The sequence below is a fragment of the Flammeovirga sp. OC4 genome, assembly GCF_000812565.1.
Lineage (GTDB): Bacteria > Bacteroidota > Bacteroidia > Cytophagales > Flammeovirgaceae > Flammeovirga.
Window position 1 is genome coordinate 80,155 of sequence record NZ_JTAM01000030.1, and the last position, 22,272, is coordinate 102,426.

Here is a 22,272-nt window from a genome sequence, read left to right on the forward strand (position 1 = left end):
CAGGATTATTGGTAAATGATTTAGATGACCCAGGTTTACTCTGAACTATATTGAATTGAAATACTACTTGAAAAAATAGTTTGGTATGACAAGATAGGGGTTTACTCTGAACTATATTGAATTGAAATTAAGATGAGTGAAGTAAGAAAACTAAAGCGAGAGAGGTTTACTCTGAACTATATTGAATTGAAATGCGAGATATGATTGTCTGGCTTGAAATTCATTCCTGTTTACTATGAACTATATTGAATTGAAATAACCTAAATAACGGTGTGTAAGCAATAATACATTGTTTACTCTGAACTATATTGAATTGAAATTACTGGTTGATGAGACTATCCACACAACGCCTTATAGTTTTACTATGAACTATATTGAATTGAAATTACACAAGACCTGCAGCACCAAGAACAGAAAAGAAGGTTTTACTCTGAACTATATTGAATTAAATTTTTCAAAATAATTTTAAAATGAATAGAGACACTAGATATATAATTCGAATTCTAAATATGATACAAGAATTGTCGAAATATAGTTATACAATAAAGGACATAACCAGCAAATACGGTATCAAAAAATCTCAAATTTATAATGATTTTGCCACCATTGAAGAACTTATTAGTCCTGATTGTTTTTCTAAATCTTTAATTAAAGGAACCAGAACTTACGAGTATAAGCTCAAGCCTGAATATAGTATAGATGCCACCAATATTTTTTCAAAAGAAGAACAAGAAATAATACTTTCGACAATAAGTAATAGCTACAATGAAAATTCTCAAAGTATTTTTTTAAGCATTAGAAAGAAGTTTAAATCCCTTCAAAATGTCAATTGGTCGAATATTAATTCTATTATCGATAAAGAATTTAAACTTTTGCACGCAATTAATTCTGGATTGAGAATAATGCTATTAGATTATGAGTCACCAAGTAGTAATACAACTAAGGACTACTACCTCGAACCAATCGAAGTCTATGAAAATAATAAAAGATTACATGCTTATGACCTTGATGCTGGGAAATTTAAAGACTTTAAGATCATTCGTGCAAAAGCAGTAGTTGTTAAAAATGAACTTATTGAAAATAAAAAATTATATCAACCAAAGTATTTTGACAGTTTTGGCTTTTCTTGTGAATTAGGTAATGAACATCAAGTAAGTTTTGAATTAACAATGATGGCTGGCAATCTTCTAAAAGAATCATTCCCTGAATCCAATAATTCTATTTCATCTACAGATGATAACGATTACCCCTATATTTTCAATGGTAATGTTGCAAAATTTATTGGCGTAAGTAAGTTTATTTTAAGTATGCCTGGAAACATCAAGAATATCCAACCTCCAACTTTAGTAGAACACCTTACTACTGAAAAAAATAAATATTTATTTTAACTATCCATTAATATTGGACAGTTGATGATTATACTTGTAGTAACATTAATCAAAACGACAAATTAATGAGACTACATGTATCATGTTCCAACAATACCGAAAAAATACCTCGGTACTACAAACCTAAATTAAAAGGAACACTTCACAAATGGCTTGGCAGTTACCAATCACATGATGGAAAATATTCCACTTACTCAATTTCAAATATTGATGGAATTAAGTTCAATGGTGATTTTGGTACAGCAAAGAAATCAGGCTTGAAATTCTTTATCTCTTCTATTGATAAAGAGTTTATAAAAAAGATAATTCTCGGTATAAAGAAAGACAATACCATGTTTTCAGGCATTACCGTAGAACAAGTAAGTATTGAGGCAGATCCCGTTTTCGATAAAAAAATCGAACACTTTTTTGTGGATTCACCAGTACTAGTCAAAAGAGATAATAAATTCTTTTTTGCAGGTGATAAAAAAGCAGATGAATACATGACTGACCTCATGAATAAAAAGCTAAAAGCTGCAGGATATGATGATGAGGTACAGATTATGTTTGACCCTCACTACAAAAAAAGTAGTACTACTGAGGTCAAGTACAGAGATATAAGAAATAAATGCAGTATATGCCCTGTATACATCAAAGGTACACCTGAAACCATAGCTTTTGCATGGAATGTAGGTATTGGAAATTCAACAGGTATTGGTCTTGGAGCTATAAGTAAATAATTATGTTTGCAGTAAAATATAAAGGAGACTTTGGTTTCATCAAACCTTGGGATGCTGTAAGAAATGATAAGATTGCCTCACAGCAATTTCTCACACCATCTATGATCATGGGAATGGAAATTATGCTATTCGGTGAAGCAAACGGAGCGATCAAAAGACATCGAATCAAGTTTGATATTCTCACTCCTCAGCAAGAGACAGTCCAAGGAAGAGGTTTCTTTGTGAAGAATAAAATGAATCAAAAAGAGACAGGTATAGTCACTAGGTACACTATGCTAAACCCTGAACTTTCACTGTTATTCGAAACAAAAGAAGAAGCAGAAGTGGCATTTAATTCTCATTTATTTCTCGCACGCAATGAGGATATCATCTTCCCCATTCACATAGAAGAGATAACTGAAGAAGAGTTCGACCTTCAATACGAAGGTTTCGAATTGGTAAAAGGAGACACTATTGTAGTAGGGTATAACAGGTATACAGGTGATAAAATGACAGGTAACTTGGAATATTTTGAAAGAACAACTTAACAAGCTAAAAGCCAAATCGGAAGACTATAAAGGGCATCAGCTAAGCCTTTTTGAACATACTGAAGATGTGTATCATTCCATTATCAAATTTGCTCAGTACCTCGATGTTGATGTAGAAATTTGTAAAAAAGGTGCTGTCTTACATGATATGGGAAAAGCCCACCCTTGGTTCCAGGCATCTTTAAAAGGTATTCGACCAGAAAAAGCATATCGGCATGAACTGGGATCGTTATTTTTCCTTCCATTATTCCCTGAAGAGGAATGGGATATACTTATTGAGTTAGTGGTATCACATCATAAGTCAATTAAGAATGATAAATCTGCTAGAGGTATCTTAGATATGCTTAAAGAAGATAGTCAGTTTATTAATTGGCATTTAGGAGAATGGGATAAATGGTCTGCAGGTACTGAAGTTATTTGGAAGGAGTTTGGTATAAAATATAGGACTATATCAGAAGAGGAAGCAAGAGATGCTTTCAAATATGTAGTAAGATACTGTAAAAAGATTCCTAAAGGTATTTCTGAATGGAAAGGAATACTTATGGGAGCAGATCATCTCGCTTCAGCATTAGTAGAAAATACTGAGTTATCACTCGAGAAGATGTTCAAAGCACCTAACCTAGATTTCTACAAATCTACCCATCCATTATATCCAATATCACTAGTTCCTCCATCAAATAAGAAGCATACCTTAGCTGTTGCTCCTACTGGAGCTGGTAAAACTAACTTCATGATGAGAAGAACAACTGGAAGAGTATTCTATACTTTGCCATTCCAAGCTTCAATCAATGCAATGCTTCATCGTATTGGTGCTGATTTGGAAGAAGATAACCCTGATCTTGATATTAGAGTACAACACTCAGCTTCTAAAGTAGTGAAAAGAGGAAAAGATTTTGAGGTGGAACTGCAAGGAAAGATTGGTGCAAATATCACTATCCTTACTCCACATCAGTTAGCAGGAATTATCTTTGGTTTAAAGGGATATGAAGCATTATTATTGGACTTAAAAGGATGTGATATTATCATGGATGAAGTTCATACCTATAATCAACCTTCTCAAGCGATTGTACTAAAGTTAATCGAGGTACTAAGAAAATTAGGATGTAGAATTCATGTAGGTACAGCAACTATCCCAACAGAACTCTACAATGCTATTCTTGAGAGATTAGGAGAGGATACTTATGAAGTGAAGTTTGATGCTAAAACATTAGATACTTATGATCGTCACACCATACATAAAGTAGATGAATTCTTAGATACACTACCAGTAGTCAGAAAGGCAGTAAAGAACAGAGAGAAGATTCTGGTCATCTGTAATCGTGTAGCTAATGCTCAATTGATATATAATGAATTGTCAGCTCTTTACCCTGATGTAGATACCATGCTTGTTCATAGTAAATACAAGAAAGGAGAAAGAAATGACAAGGAGAAAGCATTGATTGATCACTACAACAAAATGACAGAAGCATGTATTGTTGTGTCTACTCAGATTGTTGAGGTATCACTTGATATTAGCTTTGATCTTATGATCACTGAGGTTGCTCCACTTGATGCACTTATCCAAAGACTTGGTAGAATACATAGAAAGAGAGTAAAGGAATCACTTGATCCTAAAACGAGGTACTACAAACCTGTATATGTAATTGCTCCTCCAGAAGATCAAGAAGAAGCATTTCCATATGATTTGGGAATTCTTGAACGAACTTATGAAATGCTTCCTGATAAGGATATTCTGAAGCAGACATCCATGCAAGAGAAAATTGATTATGTATACCCAGAAGTAGATCTAATGGACATTGATACACACTGTATATTCAAAGAAGAAGGAAAGGTAAACATCAAGAAATTGATTAGTAATACCAATTCTACTTTCCTTGATTTACTAGAGATTGATAGTGTAAAAGTAATTCTAGCGAAGGATGTAGAAGCATATCACAGTGCAAACTACGAGAAAAAGATGCTAATGGAGATTCCTGCATCTACATATCATGTGAGAAATTGTGATCAACTAGAAACTGGTTCTAGACCATTTGTAGTACGTGATGAAGCTTACTCTCACTTAGGTTTAAATACTAAACTTATTAACGATGGTAACAACAGAAACAGGTAGGGTTCTATTTGAATCTCAAGATAAAAATATAGAAGACTTCTTTGGTGAATGTGCTAGAATCTTATTTGATTCAGGCAAAAACAATCATTTAATATGGGTTGGTAATTCACCATTTGTTAATTTCAAAGACGTAACACCAAGTATTGATGAACATATAATTAACTTCTACAATAAAGTTAATAATTCCGGTAGATTAGATCAATCAATTGCGCCGGGATTTCCAGCCTCATGGGTAAAAAATGATAAAGATATATCTGCTGCAACTTCATTTGGAGAATCAAACATAGGTGTTGATTTCGGTAAAGAGGATGCCATGCTTGCTTTTATTGGTAATGCTCTAGAAGTAGGTTTGGCAGGTGGTCAGAATTTCTACTTCCAAGAACTGGAGATACTAAATATATTATTTGAAGGATGGAAAGTGTATAGAAAACTACTGAATGATAAGTCAACAAACTTACTTCCTAATAAATTAGCATCATGGAATGGTCAATGGCTGAATTATAGACTTTCAGAAGATTATGATGAAGATTATGACTTCCAGTCGTTAACTAATGAAGGATTCTTTAAGGTTGATAAAAAAGGAATAGTAGCAGTCGATACATTGAATTGGTCTGAACTTTACTTCAATTTATCACAACACTTTGATAATAAACTCACTCCATTTATGGGCTCTATTGGTCAGAAAAAAGAAACAATGGGAAGTGTGATAATCAATCTAGAGTATTGTGATTCATTAGCTGATATGTATGAGCATATATCAGGAATACGCCTAAAATCAAAGGAGTTCTCAGCAATGTTTGGTCTTGATTCTATGAGAATTGTAGATACAATGAGAGTATCAATGAAGACTCTACAACCTCCTAAATTGGAGAAGATGCTTAATGAACAAAAAGCATACAAATACAACGAAAAAAATTTCTATCAAATTAAAACATACCTATTAGTCATGTTAGGGTCAAAACTGGATCAAGTACAGAAATTAGTAGATGAAATTGCTACTATGTTAATCAACTATACCAACAAGGAAAAGAATAATACTAGTCGTAAAAATAAGGTCAAAAAGGATTTATTTGGTAGTAATACTATAAATAATTTTCTTGAGCATATCGTGGAAATTATTCCTGACCTTGATAATTCATATCAACCATTAATTTCTGATATAACTAAGATCATTGTACCATTACAGGAGCCAGATTTTAAAATGTTTATCTTATTACTAAAGCTTGAGTTTACATCAAAAGAACACTTCGGTAAAATAGTAAAAACAACAAAAAAGTAATCTTTAGAATTATAACACAAACAAAAATAAATATGAACACTTTATATATCCGTATCGCAAAGAAAGTTGACAACACAGTATTCCAAGTAGTTGATGGTCAGAAGAAATATTGGGACCCAACATTCAACAAACCGCTTCCTTATTCTTCAGGTCAACAAGTGAAACGTTGTATTATCGAAGAGATCGCTAATTCGGGAAATTTCCAATTAGCACCAACTACATTTGAAGTGAAGATTGACAAGGAAAAGAAATCAAAAGATGGTCAAGGTGGTGTACTTACAGCATGTGATCCTACTTTCGTAGATCAATTACTAGGAGGTTATATGAATATAACTGGTAAGTCAAATGTTAAGCGACGTTCTCCACTATCTATCTCTGCAATGAGGCCTATTCATCCTAAATTGGCTAATATTGATAAGACAAAAGGATCATTTGATAGAAGAGGTAGAGATAATAATATTGTTAGATTCATTGACTCTAAAACTAAAGAAGAAATTGACATAAATGATGCTATCATTGATGAGGTATTGGATAGCTTAGAAGGGGCACAAAAGAACTTTCACACTCAATTCTTACCAGATTTGCAACAATCAACTGGAATCTTTGTATTTGATATGGCCATTGATCTTAATAGATTATTTACCGTTAAGTATGATATATTAGAAACAGAGATCACTGATGAAATAAGAGATAAATTAATAGAAAATGGATGGGATCAAGTTGGTAATTTATTCACTCTATCTGCCGAGAAGCGTGAAATGCTTATCCCTCATATTGTAGATGGTATTTTGAACTGGAGAATTACATCCAATCAATCTCGTAACTTCTCTATGATGGAAATATTGGCGGTTGCTACTTCCACAAATGTACATGAAGTATCAGGAGCAATCAGAGCCGAGCTTGATCAAGATGAGCACGCACAATTGGTTTTAAGTGATGATGCATTTATTACAGAATCTGCAGGTGCTTATTCAAACAGTTTTAATGCTTCTCCAACAGCTATCAATGATGCGAGATCAAAAATAATTGAGCTTTTATCTAAGCACAATCCAGCACAAGAGAAAGTCACTCTTTAACCCTAAAGAGGTCTTTTAGTTAAAAAATTAGGAGACCTCTTTTCTTCATGCCAATACCATGACCATAACACCAACTATCGTTTCTTACCTTCACCTATGTCACAGAAAGCTTTGGTTGCACGCGCATCATTTAAGAATGGAAAGTACCTCTGAACTTGTTGCTGAAGGTAAATTGATTGGAGAAACGACCTACCCGCAAAGAGCACTGAAATGGCAGGAATTAGATTTAGGAATAGCAAAAATTGACTTTTTTGACCCGAAATCAAATACAATGCATGAAGTCAAAAAATCGAATAAAAAATCATTCGCTCACAATGCTCAAGTAAAATATTACTTATACCTATTACATAAGATCGGAATACCAGAACCTACCGCAATTATCGAATATCCTAAACTGAGAATCACAGAAACAGTGGATTGGGATCCAGAAGAAGATCAAGGTCTTGTTGAAAGTTGGATTACCCAAGCAGATATAGTAATCCAAGAAGCATGTCCTAACAAGCTACCAATAAGTAAATGTAAAAAGTGTTCCTATTTTGACTTTTGCTGGAGCGGAGAATAGCAATATTATGAAAAAATCATTTTACTTATTTAATCCCGGTAGACTTAGCCGAAAAGACAATACCTTGAAGTTTGTACCTGTAGATGAAAATGAAAACGAAGGACAAGCAAGATATTTACCCATTGAGCAAGTAGCTAATTTGTATGTATTTGGAAGCCTTGATTCCAACTCTGCACTTTATAATTTCCTCGGTAAAAACGGAATAGGAGTTCATTTTTTTGATTATTACGAACATTACACCGGTTCCTTTTACCCCAAAGAATACCTTCATGCAGGGCAGTTACATGTACAGCAAAGTCTCCACTATAGTGATCCTAAAAAGAGAATCACTCTAGCTCAAGATTTTATCAATGCAGGAGCATTCAACATGCTTAAAAATTTGAAATACTATCAGAACAGAAGTAAAAATACCGCTGAAGAGATTCTTATTATTGAGGAACTGATAAACCAAATTAAGCAAACTACCAGAGTAGATGAACTAATGGGAATTGAAGGCAATATCAGACAAGTATATTATTCAGCTTTCAATAAAATCATCCCTACATTTCCTTTCAATGGAAGAGAAAGACAACCTCCAACAGATCCAATCAACGCTTTGATTAGTTTCTGTAATATGATCTGTTACACCGCTTGTTTAGATATGCTTTATCACACACAGCTAGATCCAACAATCAGTTTCTTACATGAGCCAGGTGTAAGAAGGTATTCCCTTGCGTTAGACGTAGCAGAAATATTCAAACCTATTCTTGTTGATCGACTAATATTCTCATTGGTTAACAAGAAACATATTCAGGTAAAACATTTTAGAAGTGAAGTCAATGCTTGCCTACTCAAAGAATCTGGTCGGAAAATAGTGATGAAAGCATGGGATGATAAACTCACAGATACTATCAAACATAGAAAACTTGGACGGCATGTAAGCTATAAGCATCTTATAAAACTGGAATGTTACAAACTATCTAAACATCTGATGAGTATCGAAAAGTATCAAGGTTTTAAAGCATGGTGGTAAGTAGAAAAACATTATTAAACTAGAAATAATATGTATATAATTTTAGTCTATGATATCAATACAAAGCGAGTAGGAAAAATGCTCAAATTGTGTCGAAAATACCTCAATTGGATTCAAAACTCAGTATTTGAAGGTGAGCTTACAAACAGTCAATTAGAAAACCTAAAGGCAGATGCAAATGAGATTATGCAAGAAGGTGACTCATTAATTATCTTCAATAACAAAAGTAAAAAATGGCTAAACAAGGAAATCATAGGACAAGAAAAATCATCCATAGATAACTTCCTTTAGTCGTCGAGGAGCTTAAATTCTTAAGTATAATTTGAAAAATCAATATTGAATATATATAAACACCTAATAATTAGACATTTACATCAGTCGTCGTAAATAGGGGTAAATCATATTAATAAAGATCGACGACTTTAGATATAAAATTTATCAAGTATTTATGCCTTTTTAGCTATATTTACAGCAGTTTTTAGACTTTCTATACGGGGGTTTTGCACTGAACTATATTGAATTGAAATTTTATCAGACCAAAAAAGACGTAATTAAACTTCACGTTTTGCACTGAACTATATTGAATTGAAATATTGATTCTAATTTCACCGTGGGTACTGATAGAATGTTTTGCACTGAACTATATTGAATTGAAATTGGTCAGTGGCTACGGATTTAAAGTCAATGGATGATGTTTTGCACTGAACTATATTGAATTGAAATGTGTTTGATAAATTGGATAAATACTACGCTAAGGTAGTTTTGCACTGAACTATATTGAATTGAAATATTAAGTTAAAAAATAAGTCAACAGGTGAAGTTATAGTTTTGCACTGAACTATATTGAATTGAAATGTTGTAAAAATCGCGGGTTATGCGGATGCATCAATGTTTTGCACTGAACTATATTGAATTGAAATGTCTTTGTCATATGTACCTCTACAAACGCAGTAACCGTTTTGCACTGAACTATATTGAATTGAAATATTACATTAACTGTAGCTGCCATTGGTGCATTAGTAGTTTTGCACTGAACTATATTGAATTGAAATTTGGAAGGTGAGTCATTATTAAAAGTTACTGTAAAGTTTTGCACTGAACTATATTGAATTGAAATGCAAGATAGATGTATTATAGATGATGATCAAAGATCAGTTTTGCACTGAACTATATTGAATTGAAATCTTATATTGTTGGAGCAACAAATCAACAATTAATTCGTTTTGCACTGAACTATATTGAATTGAAATTCCATAGTGCCTCAGCATTTTTCGCCACCTCATCGGTTTTGCACTGAACTATATTGAATTGAAATATGTACAAACGCACCGTAAAAGGTGGAGATGGATGGTTTTGCACTGAACTATATTGAATTGAAATCACTCTTGGCATTGGTAGCCAACGCTATTTTCAAGTTTTGCACTGAACTATATTGAAAATCTTACTATAGAGCCTTATAAAAAGTAAATAATGATCTAGATTCTAATCACAAAAACCGAATCTCACTCCCTTCTTTCTCCGCAAAACCTTCAGCAACCAATATTGCTCCCACAAAAGAAGTAGTGCCTACTTTATTTGTTGTTTGCTGAATCCATTCTCCCAAGCTTCCCACGGTAGGTGTCGTTCTTGAAGTGCCAATTGGAACGGTCATTCCTTCAAATTCAGAGAGCAATTGACGATAGGTTTCTTTGTTAATCTCTAGTTTAGAGGATAGGTTTTCCCCCATATAAATGGTAGTGCCTTTATGAACACTTCCTGTATACTCAAAAGCACTTCTATTTCCCCAAGTGCTTAATTTCTTAATGTCCTTCTTCAAAACTTTCAAAGACTTAAAACTAACATCAACAGACTCCACAATCTCCTTGGTTACAAAAGTATCTGCCATAGAGAAAAGAAGCATTTCTGTATAGTACAACTCCTTTCTTCCATCTTGCCATAATTCTAGATGTATTGCTTTGATCAGCTGATTCATTTTAGGATAGGCCTCATCTTTCGGAATATATAACTGCTTATCACGATTGGCAATAAACTGTTTTTCCATAGCTAACGGTGAATCGATCTGATAGCGTTCTTTATGCTTTAGCCGAAGCAAAACTTCTATATCAAAAGCATTCATCTTGGAATTTCTGCCCAAAGGCATCGGGAAAAATTGAGTACTTGCTTCTCTCGAAAGCAAAATCCAGTTAAGCGTGTACGCCACCCTAGCATCATAGATTATACATTCCTCTGGGTACATAAAAGAAGCCACCTTAGAATAACTCGCTATTCTACTAAAAGGCTTCTCTCCTTTTTCAATAAAGTTATAAACGATAGGCAAAGTATCTTCACGATTGGCGGCTCTGATTCCTCCCCAATTTACAATCAACCACATCGATAGCTCTTCGAATTTTTCTTTGTCTTGCTGATAGAAGCTATGCAAAGCATCATGCACTATTTTCTTTACTCGAATTTCCTTTTCAAAAATTGGTAATTGAAGAAGTTCATCCAATTCAGAAGTAGAAATTACTTGCAGTTCTACCAAGCGAGAAAGATCAGATTTCCAAGAATAAAGAGACGCCAACTCTTCTTTGTAAGGTTGAAGAGCTTCAACAATAGTTGCTATTTCGTAGGTCACGGCTTTATATTTTTAGTATAGATAGAAGTTTATTTTTATTGTCTCCCAATGTACCCATTTATTCAATGTTACGAAAGCACTCTTTTGCTTTTTGATGAAAAAAAAAGAGTACCTCACTTTTAAAATATAGGGTAGAATATAATATAATAATGCGAGAAAAAGGTTAAAAAAAGAGACTTACAAATCTTGTAAGCCTCTCCATTCTAACTATTATTACAAGTAATCTTTTCTGAGAAAAAAGGAGAAGTAAATCATAATGAATTTCACTTCTGCTCTTTCCTCAGAAAAGTCAGTACACTGTAAACTAGATTTTCGACTATTTATAGTATTTAGAAATCAGGAGATTTCTGATGATTTATAGGACACGAATGACGCTTACGCTTAACATTCGTGCCAGTGAGCTTTCTACCCTTTTAGTGTGGTAGTACTCCCCCCCCCGGCCTTGAAGGGAAAAGCGTTAAGAATTTCATGAAGTGAGCCGTTTAAAATGATTTTCTTGTTTGAGCTTTAGCAAGTATAAAATCATTTAGGCGAAAGAAATGAAATTTAGCTTTTGACTTCTAAGCCTTGACTTTTTTGCTTCGTTTTTGTGTTAAGACAAAAATGAAGAAGAAGGAAGCTTGGAAGTAGGCCCTGTCTTGTAAAAATATGAATTGAAAAGTCAACAAAAGCTTAGCTAGTACGCTTGTAAAAGGTTGTAAGAGTTTTCAAAATCATAGATATCATAGTCTTCTAAAGGTTTTGCATACTCCATTTTTTCGCTAATGATTTCCTCCCAAATTTTATAATTGAAAGGAGACAGAAGATCTTTTATTTTGGCTTTGTACCCCTTTTCGTATTTCTTGATTTTTGAAAAAGCGACCTTCATATCTTTCTCATTTTCAACCAAGTTAGAGATATAATACTCCATCTTCTTTTTTTCAATTCCTACCCATATTTGATATTTAATATCAGAAAGGAGAAATCTATGCTTGAAAAAGTTTACCTCTTTTTCTGCAAGCATTGAAATCATATTGGCATACAACTCAGGATCTTTATTTGATAAATACACCTTTACAGGGTTGTTTCTATCCTTTACCGAACATACTTTCTTGGGTGATTTTATATCCATTAATCTTGCCCCATTTCTTTTTAAGAAAGCATCCGTACTTCCCCCTTTCCACGCCAAATGAGTGACTTGCCTTCCTTCAGGAATTGTTTTAACATAGCTATTTCTAAAATACAACTCTGCAGGTGCATCTAGGTAAGTGACAATTTCAATATTCTTTTTCTCGAAATTGGGGTCTTTATAAGAATAGCTCTTTCTATTTTTATACATCAAGTAGCTTTTATCTTCTTCATTTTGTTTGGGCAGGTAAACCATCACCATTGATTCCTCAGGTGTTCTATGATTGAATTCATCAATATAGCTATTCAGTAGTACCGAAAGTCCCCAACCATTATTATAACTTGGTCTAAAATGAGAATGCTCTAGAAAAGTATTCCATGAATCTAACATGACGATCTCAGCATCATGTTTCATCGCACTTTTAAAGCCATCCCTAATACCTCTTGACAAATGTAGGTTGTCATATTCTTTGTAACATTCATTGATTTTCATTTTGTTCGAAGTGATATGTCGAACGGGCTTCTTTTTATGATCGCTGTTATGTACAAAATAGCTCGATATACCACTATGCATTACCGTTTGGATAAAAGGACGTTGTTTCGATTTTAGGATAGAAGCCAAAAGGTCAATCTTTTTCTGTCGCAACATTCGTGATTTCTCAAAGTAGATTGTTTCGAACCTCTCTAAAGCCAACTCAATTTCTCTTTTTCTACCTGGCCAAAAAGCATTGTAAATCACAGAAATATCTTTGCTCAAGTACGAAGTAATCTCATCGATTCGGTCAAAGTATGCACTCATATCTAACTCACTATCTTTAGACTTTTCCCACTTCTTGATTTCTTTGAGTGATGTCAGGCCCTTGGACTTATAAAACATCAAAGCTTTGTTCCCATTAATGGTATACCAATTTTTAAAGTCTTTGGACTGATCATAAATTTTGGCCAGCCTCGTACCACATTCATAAATTCCTTGATGCACATCAGCTCCAAACTCAAACTTAATGGCAATCATCAGTTTAAAGTCATACCCTTTCTTCTGAATTACTTTTACATAGGTATCAATAATATGATCAAAGAGATCCAGTATCTTTCTATTTTCAGAAAGAATATAGAGCAATGAAAAACCATTAATACCACTTTTCATGGCTAAATTAATTTCTAGATCAACGGCATCTTCCAACGTGAGTGGAGAAACCAAATCAGTATCTATAGGATAAAAAAGTTCGTTGTTTTTGACCCAGTTCTTGTGATCTTGATCAAAATGATAGTTCTCTGCATTAATATGGGACAAAATTCCATATTCTGGCGTATTGAGAAACCTCAGGTTGTTAATTGCGAAAACGTATTTTTTTTCTTCTTTTGTTTTGGCTTGAAATGAGTAAAATGCAAAACATGCTAGAAGGCAAGAGAAAAGAGTTATTCTAAAAAGTTTCATAATTCATCTAATATTTTAGGCATGCGAGAAACACACCCATACTTCAATAATAGTTGTAAAATGCCTAGATTTAACACCCTGTAAACTAAATTATCTTCTAAAATACTGTGCTGTAGGGGGCTGTCGCAAAACCTTTTTTCATTCACCATGTCGCAAGTGTTAAGCCGATAGGCGTCACTTGTGATTACATATTGTCTCCCGACTTCGAAATGAATGAAAATATGGTATTTATTTCGAAGTCAGGAGACTTCACCAATGATCAGTTCCAAGTGACGCTAGCACTTAACACTTGAAACATGTTGGTTTTTCAACACTATATGGGTTTTGCAACTTCCTCACGAACCACAATACATTACCATTTATCCTTCATAAAGGAAATTACTTTAATTGAGTTTACAGTGTATTTAATCATTGAGTTCTATGACATTTTGTATAGTAAATACTAGTGAGACTTTTAAAAATTGGATGCTCCAACTATGTCTCTATGTTGTACTTCAAATTTAAAGTAGTGACTTAATTGTGGTTTATTTTGACATTAATTCTGCATTAATCCTCTAAAAAAATTGATAATAATACCCGTTAATCGTTAATTAAGAACCTATTAAGCACTCCACGTAACTTTATTACCTATAATTTTTTGGACCATGTTATGTGTCTTTGGTCAGTTTTTTAAAAAAGTTGAAATGAAAATATTAACTAAAATCTTTATATCAATAAGTCTACTTATAAGTGTGCAATCCTTGGCTCAAAAAAGGCCGAATATTATTTATATCGTGGTGGATGATATGAGTCCTTTTCCAATGGAAAAAGAGGAGGCTAGAGAAACGAGAACTTTCGGTTTCTGCGGTGAACAACACGTACTCACTCCATTTGTTGACCAATTAGCTAAGGAAGGAATAATCTATAAAAATGCCTACGTATCTTCTTCGGTGTGTTCTCCTAGTAGATATACCTCACTGACAGGAAGATATGCCGGAAGGTGTACAGGGCCTCAGTTTATGAGAATGCACCCTGAAGGTAGAATGACCAGAGTTGAAAATAATACTGAACTGGAGAGCAACAGAATGAACGTGGCTAAAATTCTTCAAAAAAATGGCTACAAAACAGGCTTTGTGGGAAAAAGTCATATTGTAGAAAACGATAAACTCAACCGAAAAAAATTCAAAGAAAATGGTTTTGAAGAATACGAAAAAACAGCTGATATCAAGAATCATGAAGTGAGTAAAGCAATGGCACACAACCATGCTAAATGGTCTAAAATGATTAAAGAAAGAGGTTTTGATTATGCCAACGCTGTCTATGGCGGCAACCTTCTTGAACTTCACTCTAAATCGGCTAACGCACATAATATTGAGTGGACTACATCTGCTGCTTTGGAGTTTATTACAACTAGTAGCGATCAAAAGGACCCTTTCTTTCTGTACTATGCTACTACCGTTCCTCATGGCCCTGAACCTTGGCGACAAACAAAAGGGAAATATAATTTTGGATTAGATGCAGACCCTAATATCACTGGTGAAGGTTACATTGAAAAAGACTATAGTTTTATGCCGGAACGTGGTGATATTAAAGCGGAAGTTTTTGCAAATGATTCTTTAAGAAAAGATCAGGCATGGCTGCGATGGTTTGATCGAAGTGTAGAAGCGATGGTAAAGAAGCTGAAAGAAAAAGGACAGTATGAAAATACTTTGATCGTGATCACTTCCGATCATGGCGCCTACCACTACGGGAAAACGACACTTTATGAAACTGGCGTCAAAATTCCGCTCACGATGCATTGGCCAAAAGGAATTGCTCCTGAAAGTTCATTCGATGGATTGGTTCAAAACATTGACTTCACCCCTACCTTCTTGGATATTGCAGGTGTAAAGATCAAAAAGCAGATGGAAATAGACGGTAAAAGTCTTGCTCCCACTTTTAAAGATAATACTGTAAAAATTCACGATTACCTCTATTTTGAGATTGGCTTTGCAAGAGGTATTCTTGCGGAAAACTGGAAATATATTGCCGTTAGGTACCCCAATACTATCAAGGATAAAATAGCAAAAGGAGGTACTTTCAAAGGGTATCATAATGAAGAGATTCCTGAGCCTTTTTATGTTCGAAATCAACACTTAGGACATCACGCCAGTAATAGTAACCCACTCTACTTTGAGAAAGATCAACTTTTTAATTTGGAAGATGATCCTAAAGAAGCTCAAAACATATTTAACGAGCATCCAGCAAAAGCAAAAGAGCTCCGACTGATTTTGCGTGAGGCATTGCTTTCTTTTGAAGAACGTCCATTTGATGAATTGACAAGCAAAGTTTTTTTACAATAAGGAACTCAATAAAAATAGTCCAATCAAAAATTGTTGATGAATTAAATTCTCAATAAAAAGTAACGAAAGCACCTCGTCCAAATTGCAAAATTTATGGACTAGGTGCTTTATAGTATTGGAAATTTCCAAGAATATTGCGGGGGTTGAAACCTTTTTGTTGCACTACATGTCTAAAAATTTGATATTACATACTATAACTCAGAACACTATGGCAACAAGAAACAATATTATCCAATTCGTTATTGATGAATTTCAAAAAACCATCAATGAATTCCACAAAGAAAGTGAAGAGTCAATCCAAAATACAATAGACTCCTCTGATACAAAACTTTATGAAAGTAATACTGAAGACGAAATCAGTAGTATTACCATCGCAAATAGCAGTATTGATGCACTTTCTGATACCGTTCAGGCACTAAAAAAGAGCCTCAAACAAGAGCATACTGAAGACAAAGTAAGAGGAGGCAGTGTTATTGAAACCCCCGTGATGTATTTGATCATGGGCACCCATTTTCCACCAGTGAAATTTGAAGGAAAACAAGTGACTGGCGTAGCTTCAGATGCTCCTATCTACAAATCAATCATTGGAAAGAAACAAGGTGAAGAAATAAAACTTGGAAATCAAAATATAAAAATCAACTTGTTGAAATAATGATGCATAGTAAATGGTGCTTTATTAATAAGAGAGTCCTCACAATGTTTTATATTGGTGATTAGGAATTTATTCTTTTTAATCTAACTATTTAATGACTATGAATCTTGGTGCTTTTTCAATCAGTCTTACTGTCAAAGATCTTCAAATTTCCAAAGCATTTTATGAGAAGTTAGGTTTCAGTGTATTTGCAGGTACAGCTGAAATGAACTATTATATCATGAAAAATGGTCAAACCAACATTGGCTTATTTCAAGGAATGTTTGATAAGAATATCATCACCTTCAACCCAGGTTGGGATCAAGATGCCAACAACATCGAAAATTTCAAGGATGTCAGAAAAATTCAACAACATCTAAAAAAAGAGGATATTGAATTGCTCTCAGAAGTTGATGAAAGTACAAAGGGTCCGGGGAGTATTATGATTACTGACCCTGATGGAAATCAAATCCTAATTGATCAGCATATCTAATTACACTATTGATAATAAATACCTTAAGTTTGAAGGTTCAATGTGATTTAATATTACATTGGACCTTATTTTTTTCTGCAAATATTGGAAACATAATTGGGTTTCAGTAAATTATGATAAATACCAGACTCTAAATCAAATAAAAAAACTACAAACCAACCTTCTACCTTAAATATGTTTTATCCTAAATTATCAGTTATTTATGTTTCGTTCACTCATTTGCATTACATTTCTCCTCACTAGCTTTACTGCATTTTCTCAAATCAATTTCAAAGGGTACGTAATAGGAAACAACATCCCTAATAATAAAGTCTCTTCTACAAAAATGGCTTTTGCGGGACATTACGGACATTTTGAAGCAAATCGAAATAACCAAGGGCTGATTCATAGCATCACTTTTAAACCCGAAAAAAGTGGTACACCAACCTTAATGACCAAAGCTGAAGTGCAGAAATTTATCACTGCAATTAAACATTATTTCAGAGTAGATATGACCAGAGAAGGACAAGGAAAAAATGGAACTTTTAAAGGGTTACATAGAGATTGTCATTTTATAGTCAATTATACTCATCAGCAGTTCAACTATGGTAGTTATTATCATATCAACTTGATCATTCATAATCCTAAATTAGGAACTGTTTCATATTTAGAGTAACAAGACTGTTTCACCTTTGATCATCTTATTCTTTAAATTCGTAATCCCTATTTTCGTTAGCTTCAATACTTCATTTGGCAGAAATAAAAGGGCAACGAAGGGTATGCAGCCTAGGTTAAGTATATTCTCCTATCGCTATACAGTGCAGAAAAACCCTAGTCTATAACATCTCAAAACCAAAGGGAATAAGGCGATATAGATCATCGATATTACATTTTTTTAGGGTCTATTTTTTTTCTAATTTTATCATTGAAATTAGAAAATATTGTAAGCTGACTTTTGGAGTGATTTCACTTTTATAAATCAGTAAGATTTTTTGTCGTCTATAAGGTATAAATAATACCATCGCTTAACATTCGATCCAGTAGAATTACTACTCTTTTAGCTTGGAAGTAAAAGCTTGTAGAAAGGTCGATTGAAAGTTGACGATAAATTTAGTTTACAATAAATTGAACTACTAAGTACAAATTCAAAATTAACTATGATTTTTTTGACTTAGTACTTATAAACATGATTTTTTGCTTTAATAATGAAATTTTTTAGTCCACTATTCCTATTGCTTATCCTATCTTTTTCGTCATTTGCTAATAAGGAACTTGATTCATTATACCATGAATTGGACAAAGTGATTAAGACGCGTCCTCAATTGGATATTCAAAAAAATAAGGAGATTGATAAATTCAGATTTAGACTCGAAAATGATAGTAGTACTACATTACGCGAAAAATATTTTCTATCAATGGAGATCTTCAAGTTATATGAAGTATTTGAATTTTATGGTGCACTCCACTTTATCAATGAGGCAATTAAATTTGCTGAAGAATTGAATGAAGAAAAATTAATTAATGAAACATACCTCAACTTAGCCAACTTATTAATTAGAGCCGGAATTTACTCTGAATCACAAGAAATTCTTTCTGCTATTGATAAAAATTCGTTGACCAATGCTCAATTCATTTTTTATAATTTAGTCTATAAGGAACTGTATTATCAACTCTATTTTTATAGCAGAGTACAGCACCTCAAGGAAGGATACTTACAAAAATATAAAGAATACAGCGAGATTCTTTTAGGTCTTTTACCTGAAAATTCTGATACCTCTTTGGAAATAAAGGAAATTACCGCTTTAGACCGCCGAGATATAAAAGAAGCTAGAAGGATTAATGCATTAAGGCTAGCTAGAACTCAAATTGGACAAAGGGAATATTCAAAGATCACCTTCCTTCTTTCGATTACCTATGAGTTTGAGAATGATTTTGAAAACCAAAGAAAATACCTTACACTTTCTGCCATCTCTGATATCAAAGGAGCCATTAAAGACAATGCTTCCTTATCCATATTAGCTGAAAAATTAGCGGAAAATCAGGATATTGAAAGGGCTTACAAATATATTAATATCTCTTATGAAGATGCGAACTTTTATAATTCTGATTTAAGGAAAATACAGATCGCTAATATTCTCCCATTGATCTCCAAGTCATATGAAGATCAGTTAGTTGAACAGAAGCAAAGTCTTCAAATTTTTATAATCGTTTCCTCTTTATTATCTATTATTCTCATCATTGCCTTCTTCTTAATCTGGAGGCAGGTCAAGAGTATCCGTAAAGCTCGTAACGGTATGGTAGAAGTAAACGCTCAATTGAAGCTTTCTAATTCAGAATTAATTGAGGCCAATGAACAGCTGAAAAAACTGCACTCCGATCTATCAAAAACCAACCATGTCAAAGAAGTATATATTGGAGAATTCTTAAAAATATGTTCTGATTACATTGATAAACTGGAAGGTCAAGCGATGCACACCCAAAAAATGTTGATCGGCAGGAAGTATGGTGTGCTATTAGATGAGATTAAAAACCAGGACATCCGAAAGGTGGAAATGAAGCAATTTTACAAGAACTTTGATGAAACCTTCTTGAATATTTACCCCGATTTTGTAAAAGAAATCAATAAGCTTCTTGATCCTAACGACCCTATCAAAATTAAGGCGAAGGACCTTCTCAATACCGAGCTGAGAATCTTTGCTTTAGTACGTTTAGGAATTTCAGACAGTGCAAAAATCTCAAAGCTTTTGGGCAATTCTGTTACTACCATTTACAATTATAGGGTTAAAATAAAAAACAAAGCCACCGTAGACCGTGACCGTTTTGAAGAGTATGTCATGAAGATTGGAGAATAAGAGTACAACTAAAAAATAGAAAAGGCCTTCCCGTAATTCTACAGGAAGGCCTTTTCGTTATAAGCCACAAATTGTAAACTATAATAGTTTATTTTGATCCTCCAGAAAGTAGGAAATATGCACTTGCCCAACTTGCATGGTCTCCTCCTTTTTCTCCATCTTCCTCATCAACAATGAGTTGCACCTCTTTTTTACCAGCCACATCAAGCACCAATCTTTCCGGATTTTGCTTCGTAGATTTGATTGCACCGCTGTTAAATACCTCCTGACCATCGATCAAGATGCGCATTCTAATTGTACCTGCATTAGAATCATTGGCACCTGGCGTTACTACAAATTGCTTGTAATTTGATGCTACAGGATAAATCAAAGTGGATGGAGCATGCACACCCACACCCTTATTGAATTTCTTACCTTTTAAGCTAATCTTTCCACCTTCAATCCCTTCATTGTTCATTACTCTCCAGTAAGAGTCTACAGTTGAAGCGAGTTCCTTCGTTAAATATACTTTTTCACCTGGTAGCTCATCATCAGCTAATTCTGCTTCTATCTTAGCCGAAAGGCCAGGATTCTTTGGCTTGTTTTCTTTTTTACCTTCCACAAAAAACGCTTCAGCCCAATCTGCATGATCTCCCCCTTGGTTTTCTAAAGCATCCACCTGTAAAGAGATTATTGTGGCTCCAGTTACATCAATTGCGTGTAGTTTTGGAGTATATTTTTTGTTCTTACTTGAAATTACGCCAGAGTTAAATACCTCCTCATTGTCTACTTTTATGGTCATTTTAAAAGGTCCTTGATGTGCATCATCCGCACCTGGAACCACATAAAAATATTGAGCTTTTGATGGTACTTTAAACATTAAGTTTGAAGGAGCGTGTACACCAAGACCTTTTTTGTACTCAACTCCTTGAATACTTAATTTCTCACCACTTACCGCCTTGTCTTCATTTACTCTCCAATAGGATTGACTATTCGTTAGAGCATCCTTTCCGCTCAGGTATACTCTTTTTCCTTTCATAATTTCTACTTCTGATGGAGTCGTTTCAGTTTGAGCATACACACCTGCATTAAGAATAAGAAGCGATCCTAATGCTAACAATTGCTTTTGAATTTTCATTTCAAACTTCTTTAAAATAATAAAAAAATATCATCGGATGACTAGCCTCTTTTTCTCTTATCACTAATCATGTTAATCAAATTTTTTGAATCACACTCTAAAGTTAGATAGCTGTTTTATTTTAGACATGCTTTAATCTTTCATTTCTTATAACAGAATATTCAGATAAAGTTTAGACTCAAATTCAATATCACACAAACAATTGATTTACAGAGCAAATACACCGTAAACTAAATTAGTATACAGTGAAACCTAAAAAAAATGAAAGTGGCTACTTGTCACTATTTCTCTTTGATAAGACTGTCAAGTTTTTTTTAAAAAAAGGAGAGATTATTATAGAATTAAATGGTAATAATGAAAGATTAGAGACAAAAAGAGATGAACTAAAAGAATACTTTTGTAATGATAATATTGGTTTATCATGTAAGGTAAGAATTGGGTAAATGTCTTCTCACTTTTCCGAAGTTTCAACTCATTCACTTGAGTCAAAGCTGAAGTACATTTGCCCTTTTTTATACTGATCTAGATTTTATTGGACCTAAAGAAAATACTCCGAAAAGTATAAGGAGGGGATAAAAAACAAAAGTTAGATACATTGTCAACTAAGTTTTCGAATATTTATGATTTTTAGAAATCAGGAGATTTCTGTTGATCTGTAGGACACGAATGCCGCTAACGCTTAACATTCGCGCCAGTGGCATTCTACCCAATTCGTTTGGCAGTACTTTCCTCGGCCTTGAAGGGAAAAGCGTTAAGAATTTCATGAAGTGAGCCGTTAAAAATGATTTTCTTGTTTGAGCTTTAGCGAGTTTAAAATCATTTAGGCGAGAGAAATGAAATTTAGCTTTTGACTTCTAAGCCTAGATTTTTTGCTTCGTTTTTCATCAATGGAAAAATGAAGAAGAAAGAAGCTTGAAAGTAGAGCCTATAAATGTGTGTAGAAATGTTGATTAAATATTAACGTAAACTTAGTTTACAATGTATTAAATACATTGTAAACTAAATTTTCGTTAATTTAAGGTCTTAAATTTAAAGAGATGAAAAGAGATC

At 33.6% G+C, this 22,272-nt stretch carries 17 protein-coding genes and 2 CRISPR repeat arrays (1 of these 19 only partly in view); of the genes, 14 read left to right on the forward strand and 3 right to left on the reverse strand.

What is annotated here, in order from left to right:
- Positions 1 to 452: direct repeats of the CRISPR family, unit length 29 nt; unit sequence GTTTACTCTGAACTATATTGAATTGAAAT; it begins 356 nt to the left of the window's first position.
- Positions 453 to 470: 18 nt separating this feature from the next.
- From PL77_RS31795 to cas2, 9 genes are all read left to right on the forward strand, one after another.
- Positions 471 to 1,388, forward strand: a complete 918-nt coding sequence (locus tag PL77_RS31795) for a WYL domain-containing protein (RefSeq protein WP_156152408.1) — start codon at positions 471 to 473, stop codon at positions 1,386 to 1,388.
- A 65-nt stretch (positions 1,389 to 1,453) separates the two neighbouring features.
- On the forward strand, positions 1,454 to 2,107 hold the full coding sequence (gene cas6 / locus PL77_RS17175; protein ID WP_044207955.1) for a CRISPR-associated endoribonuclease Cas6: 654 nt from the start codon (positions 1,454 to 1,456) through the stop codon (positions 2,105 to 2,107).
- A 2-nt stretch (positions 2,108 to 2,109) separates the two neighbouring features.
- The gene (locus tag PL77_RS17180) at positions 2,110 to 2,634 is read left to right on the forward strand and encodes a hypothetical protein (RefSeq protein ID WP_044207958.1); all 525 of its coding nucleotides are present in this window, start codon (positions 2,110 to 2,112) and stop codon (positions 2,632 to 2,634) included.
- Complete coding sequence (locus PL77_RS17185) at positions 2,618 to 4,744, forward strand: CRISPR-associated helicase/endonuclease Cas3 (protein ID WP_044207961.1); 2,127 nt, start codon at positions 2,618 to 2,620, stop codon at positions 4,742 to 4,744. The genes PL77_RS17180 and PL77_RS17185 overlap by 17 nt, the downstream gene beginning before the upstream one ends.
- A complete protein-coding gene (locus PL77_RS17190) occupies positions 4,722 to 6,023 on the forward strand; it encodes a hypothetical protein (protein WP_044207964.1) in 1,302 nt (433 codons plus the stop codon). The genes PL77_RS17185 and PL77_RS17190 overlap by 23 nt, the downstream gene beginning before the upstream one ends.
- 32 nt (positions 6,024 to 6,055) lie before the next feature.
- Positions 6,056 to 7,099 (forward strand): hypothetical protein, encoded by a 1,044-nt coding sequence (locus PL77_RS17195; RefSeq protein ID WP_044207967.1) that lies wholly within the window; start codon positions 6,056 to 6,058, stop codon positions 7,097 to 7,099.
- 58 nt (positions 7,100 to 7,157) lie between these two features.
- Positions 7,158 to 7,661: a CRISPR-associated protein Cas4 gene (locus PL77_RS17200; protein WP_044207970.1), complete on the forward strand. Its 504-nt coding sequence runs from the start codon at positions 7,158 to 7,160 to the stop codon at positions 7,659 to 7,661.
- Between the two features lie 7 nt (positions 7,662 to 7,668).
- Positions 7,669 to 8,673: a type I-B CRISPR-associated endonuclease Cas1b gene (gene cas1b / locus PL77_RS17205; RefSeq protein WP_044207973.1), complete on the forward strand. Its 1,005-nt coding sequence runs from the start codon at positions 7,669 to 7,671 to the stop codon at positions 8,671 to 8,673.
- Positions 8,674 to 8,703: 30 nt separating this feature from the next.
- Positions 8,704 to 8,964 carry a CRISPR-associated endonuclease Cas2 gene (cas2, locus tag PL77_RS17210; protein WP_044207976.1) on the forward strand — a complete coding sequence of 87 codons (261 nt, stop codon included), beginning with the start codon at positions 8,704 to 8,706 and terminating at the stop codon, positions 8,962 to 8,964.
- A gap of 206 nt (positions 8,965 to 9,170) precedes the next feature.
- Positions 9,171 to 10,117: direct repeats of the CRISPR family, unit length 30 nt; unit sequence GTTTTGCACTGAACTATATTGAATTGAAAT.
- Between the two features lie 42 nt (positions 10,118 to 10,159).
- Here cas2 and PL77_RS17215 read toward each other — a convergent pair.
- Both PL77_RS17215 and PL77_RS17220 read right to left on the reverse strand, forming a co-directional pair.
- Complete coding sequence (locus PL77_RS17215) at positions 10,160 to 11,287, reverse strand: hypothetical protein (RefSeq protein WP_052444510.1); 1,128 nt, start codon at positions 11,285 to 11,287, stop codon at positions 10,160 to 10,162.
- Between the two features lie 676 nt (positions 11,288 to 11,963).
- Positions 11,964 to 13,829 carry a hypothetical protein gene (locus tag PL77_RS17220; protein ID WP_044207978.1) on the reverse strand — a complete coding sequence of 622 codons (1,866 nt, stop codon included), beginning with the start codon at positions 13,827 to 13,829 and terminating at the stop codon, positions 11,964 to 11,966.
- Positions 13,830 to 14,512: 683 nt separating this feature from the next.
- On the opposite strand from PL77_RS17220, the gene PL77_RS17225 reads away from it, so the two are divergent.
- From PL77_RS17225 to PL77_RS17245, 5 genes are all read left to right on the forward strand, one after another.
- Positions 14,513 to 16,150, forward strand: a complete 1,638-nt coding sequence (locus tag PL77_RS17225; RefSeq protein ID WP_172665888.1) for a sulfatase — start codon at positions 14,513 to 14,515, stop codon at positions 16,148 to 16,150.
- Between the two features lie 208 nt (positions 16,151 to 16,358).
- Entirely contained in the window at positions 16,359 to 16,802 is a 444-nt protein-coding gene (locus tag PL77_RS17230) for a hypothetical protein (protein WP_044207985.1), read from the forward strand.
- A gap of 94 nt (positions 16,803 to 16,896) precedes the next feature.
- Positions 16,897 to 17,274, forward strand: coding sequence for a VOC family protein (locus PL77_RS17235; RefSeq protein ID WP_371199239.1), 378 nt, complete (start codon positions 16,897 to 16,899; stop codon positions 17,272 to 17,274).
- Positions 17,275 to 17,476: 202 nt separating this feature from the next.
- Positions 17,477 to 17,929: a hypothetical protein gene (locus PL77_RS17240; RefSeq protein WP_044207991.1), complete on the forward strand. Its 453-nt coding sequence runs from the start codon at positions 17,477 to 17,479 to the stop codon at positions 17,927 to 17,929.
- A 529-nt stretch (positions 17,930 to 18,458) separates the two neighbouring features.
- On the forward strand, positions 18,459 to 20,105 hold the full coding sequence (locus PL77_RS17245) for a DUF6377 domain-containing protein (protein ID WP_044207994.1): 1,647 nt from the start codon (positions 18,459 to 18,461) through the stop codon (positions 20,103 to 20,105).
- A gap of 88 nt (positions 20,106 to 20,193) precedes the next feature.
- On the opposite strand, the gene PL77_RS17250 is transcribed toward PL77_RS17245, so the two are convergent.
- Positions 20,194 to 21,222, reverse strand: a complete 1,029-nt coding sequence (locus tag PL77_RS17250) for an NPCBM/NEW2 domain-containing protein (RefSeq protein WP_044207997.1) — start codon at positions 21,220 to 21,222, stop codon at positions 20,194 to 20,196.
- Positions 21,223 to 22,272: the final 1,050 nt, after the last annotated feature.

Excerpts from the sequence above, each read along its gene's own strand:
- PL77_RS17230 (WP_044207985.1), top strand. The coding sequence starts at position 16,359 with ATGGCAACAAGAAACAATATTATCCAATTCGTTATTGATGAATTTCAA.
- PL77_RS17220 (WP_044207978.1), bottom strand. The coding sequence starts at position 13,829 with ATGAAACTTTTTAGAATAACTCTTTTCTCTTGCCTTCTAGCATGTTTT.
- PL77_RS17225 (WP_172665888.1), top strand. The coding sequence starts at position 14,513 with ATGAAAATATTAACTAAAATCTTTATATCAATAAGTCTACTTATAAGT.
- cas1b (WP_044207973.1), top strand. The coding sequence starts at position 7,669 with ATGAAAAAATCATTTTACTTATTTAATCCCGGTAGACTTAGCCGAAAA.
- PL77_RS17200 (WP_044207970.1), top strand. The coding sequence starts at position 7,158 with ATGACCATAACACCAACTATCGTTTCTTACCTTCACCTATGTCACAGA.
- PL77_RS31795 (WP_156152408.1), top strand. The coding sequence starts at position 471 with ATGAATAGAGACACTAGATATATAATTCGAATTCTAAATATGATACAA.
- cas2 (WP_044207976.1), top strand. The coding sequence starts at position 8,704 with ATGTATATAATTTTAGTCTATGATATCAATACAAAGCGAGTAGGAAAA.
- PL77_RS17235 (WP_371199239.1), top strand. The coding sequence starts at position 16,897 with ATGACTATGAATCTTGGTGCTTTTTCAATCAGTCTTACTGTCAAAGAT.
- PL77_RS17250 (WP_044207997.1), bottom strand. The coding sequence starts at position 21,222 with ATGAAAATTCAAAAGCAATTGTTAGCATTAGGATCGCTTCTTATTCTT.
- PL77_RS17180 (WP_044207958.1), top strand. The coding sequence starts at position 2,110 with ATGTTTGCAGTAAAATATAAAGGAGACTTTGGTTTCATCAAACCTTGG.
- PL77_RS17190 (WP_044207964.1), top strand. The coding sequence starts at position 4,722 with ATGGTAACAACAGAAACAGGTAGGGTTCTATTTGAATCTCAAGATAAA.
- PL77_RS17245 (WP_044207994.1), top strand. The coding sequence starts at position 18,459 with ATGAAATTTTTTAGTCCACTATTCCTATTGCTTATCCTATCTTTTTCG.
- cas6 (WP_044207955.1), top strand. The coding sequence starts at position 1,454 with ATGAGACTACATGTATCATGTTCCAACAATACCGAAAAAATACCTCGG.
- PL77_RS17195 (WP_044207967.1), top strand. The coding sequence starts at position 6,056 with ATGAACACTTTATATATCCGTATCGCAAAGAAAGTTGACAACACAGTA.
- PL77_RS17240 (WP_044207991.1), top strand. The coding sequence starts at position 17,477 with ATGTTTCGTTCACTCATTTGCATTACATTTCTCCTCACTAGCTTTACT.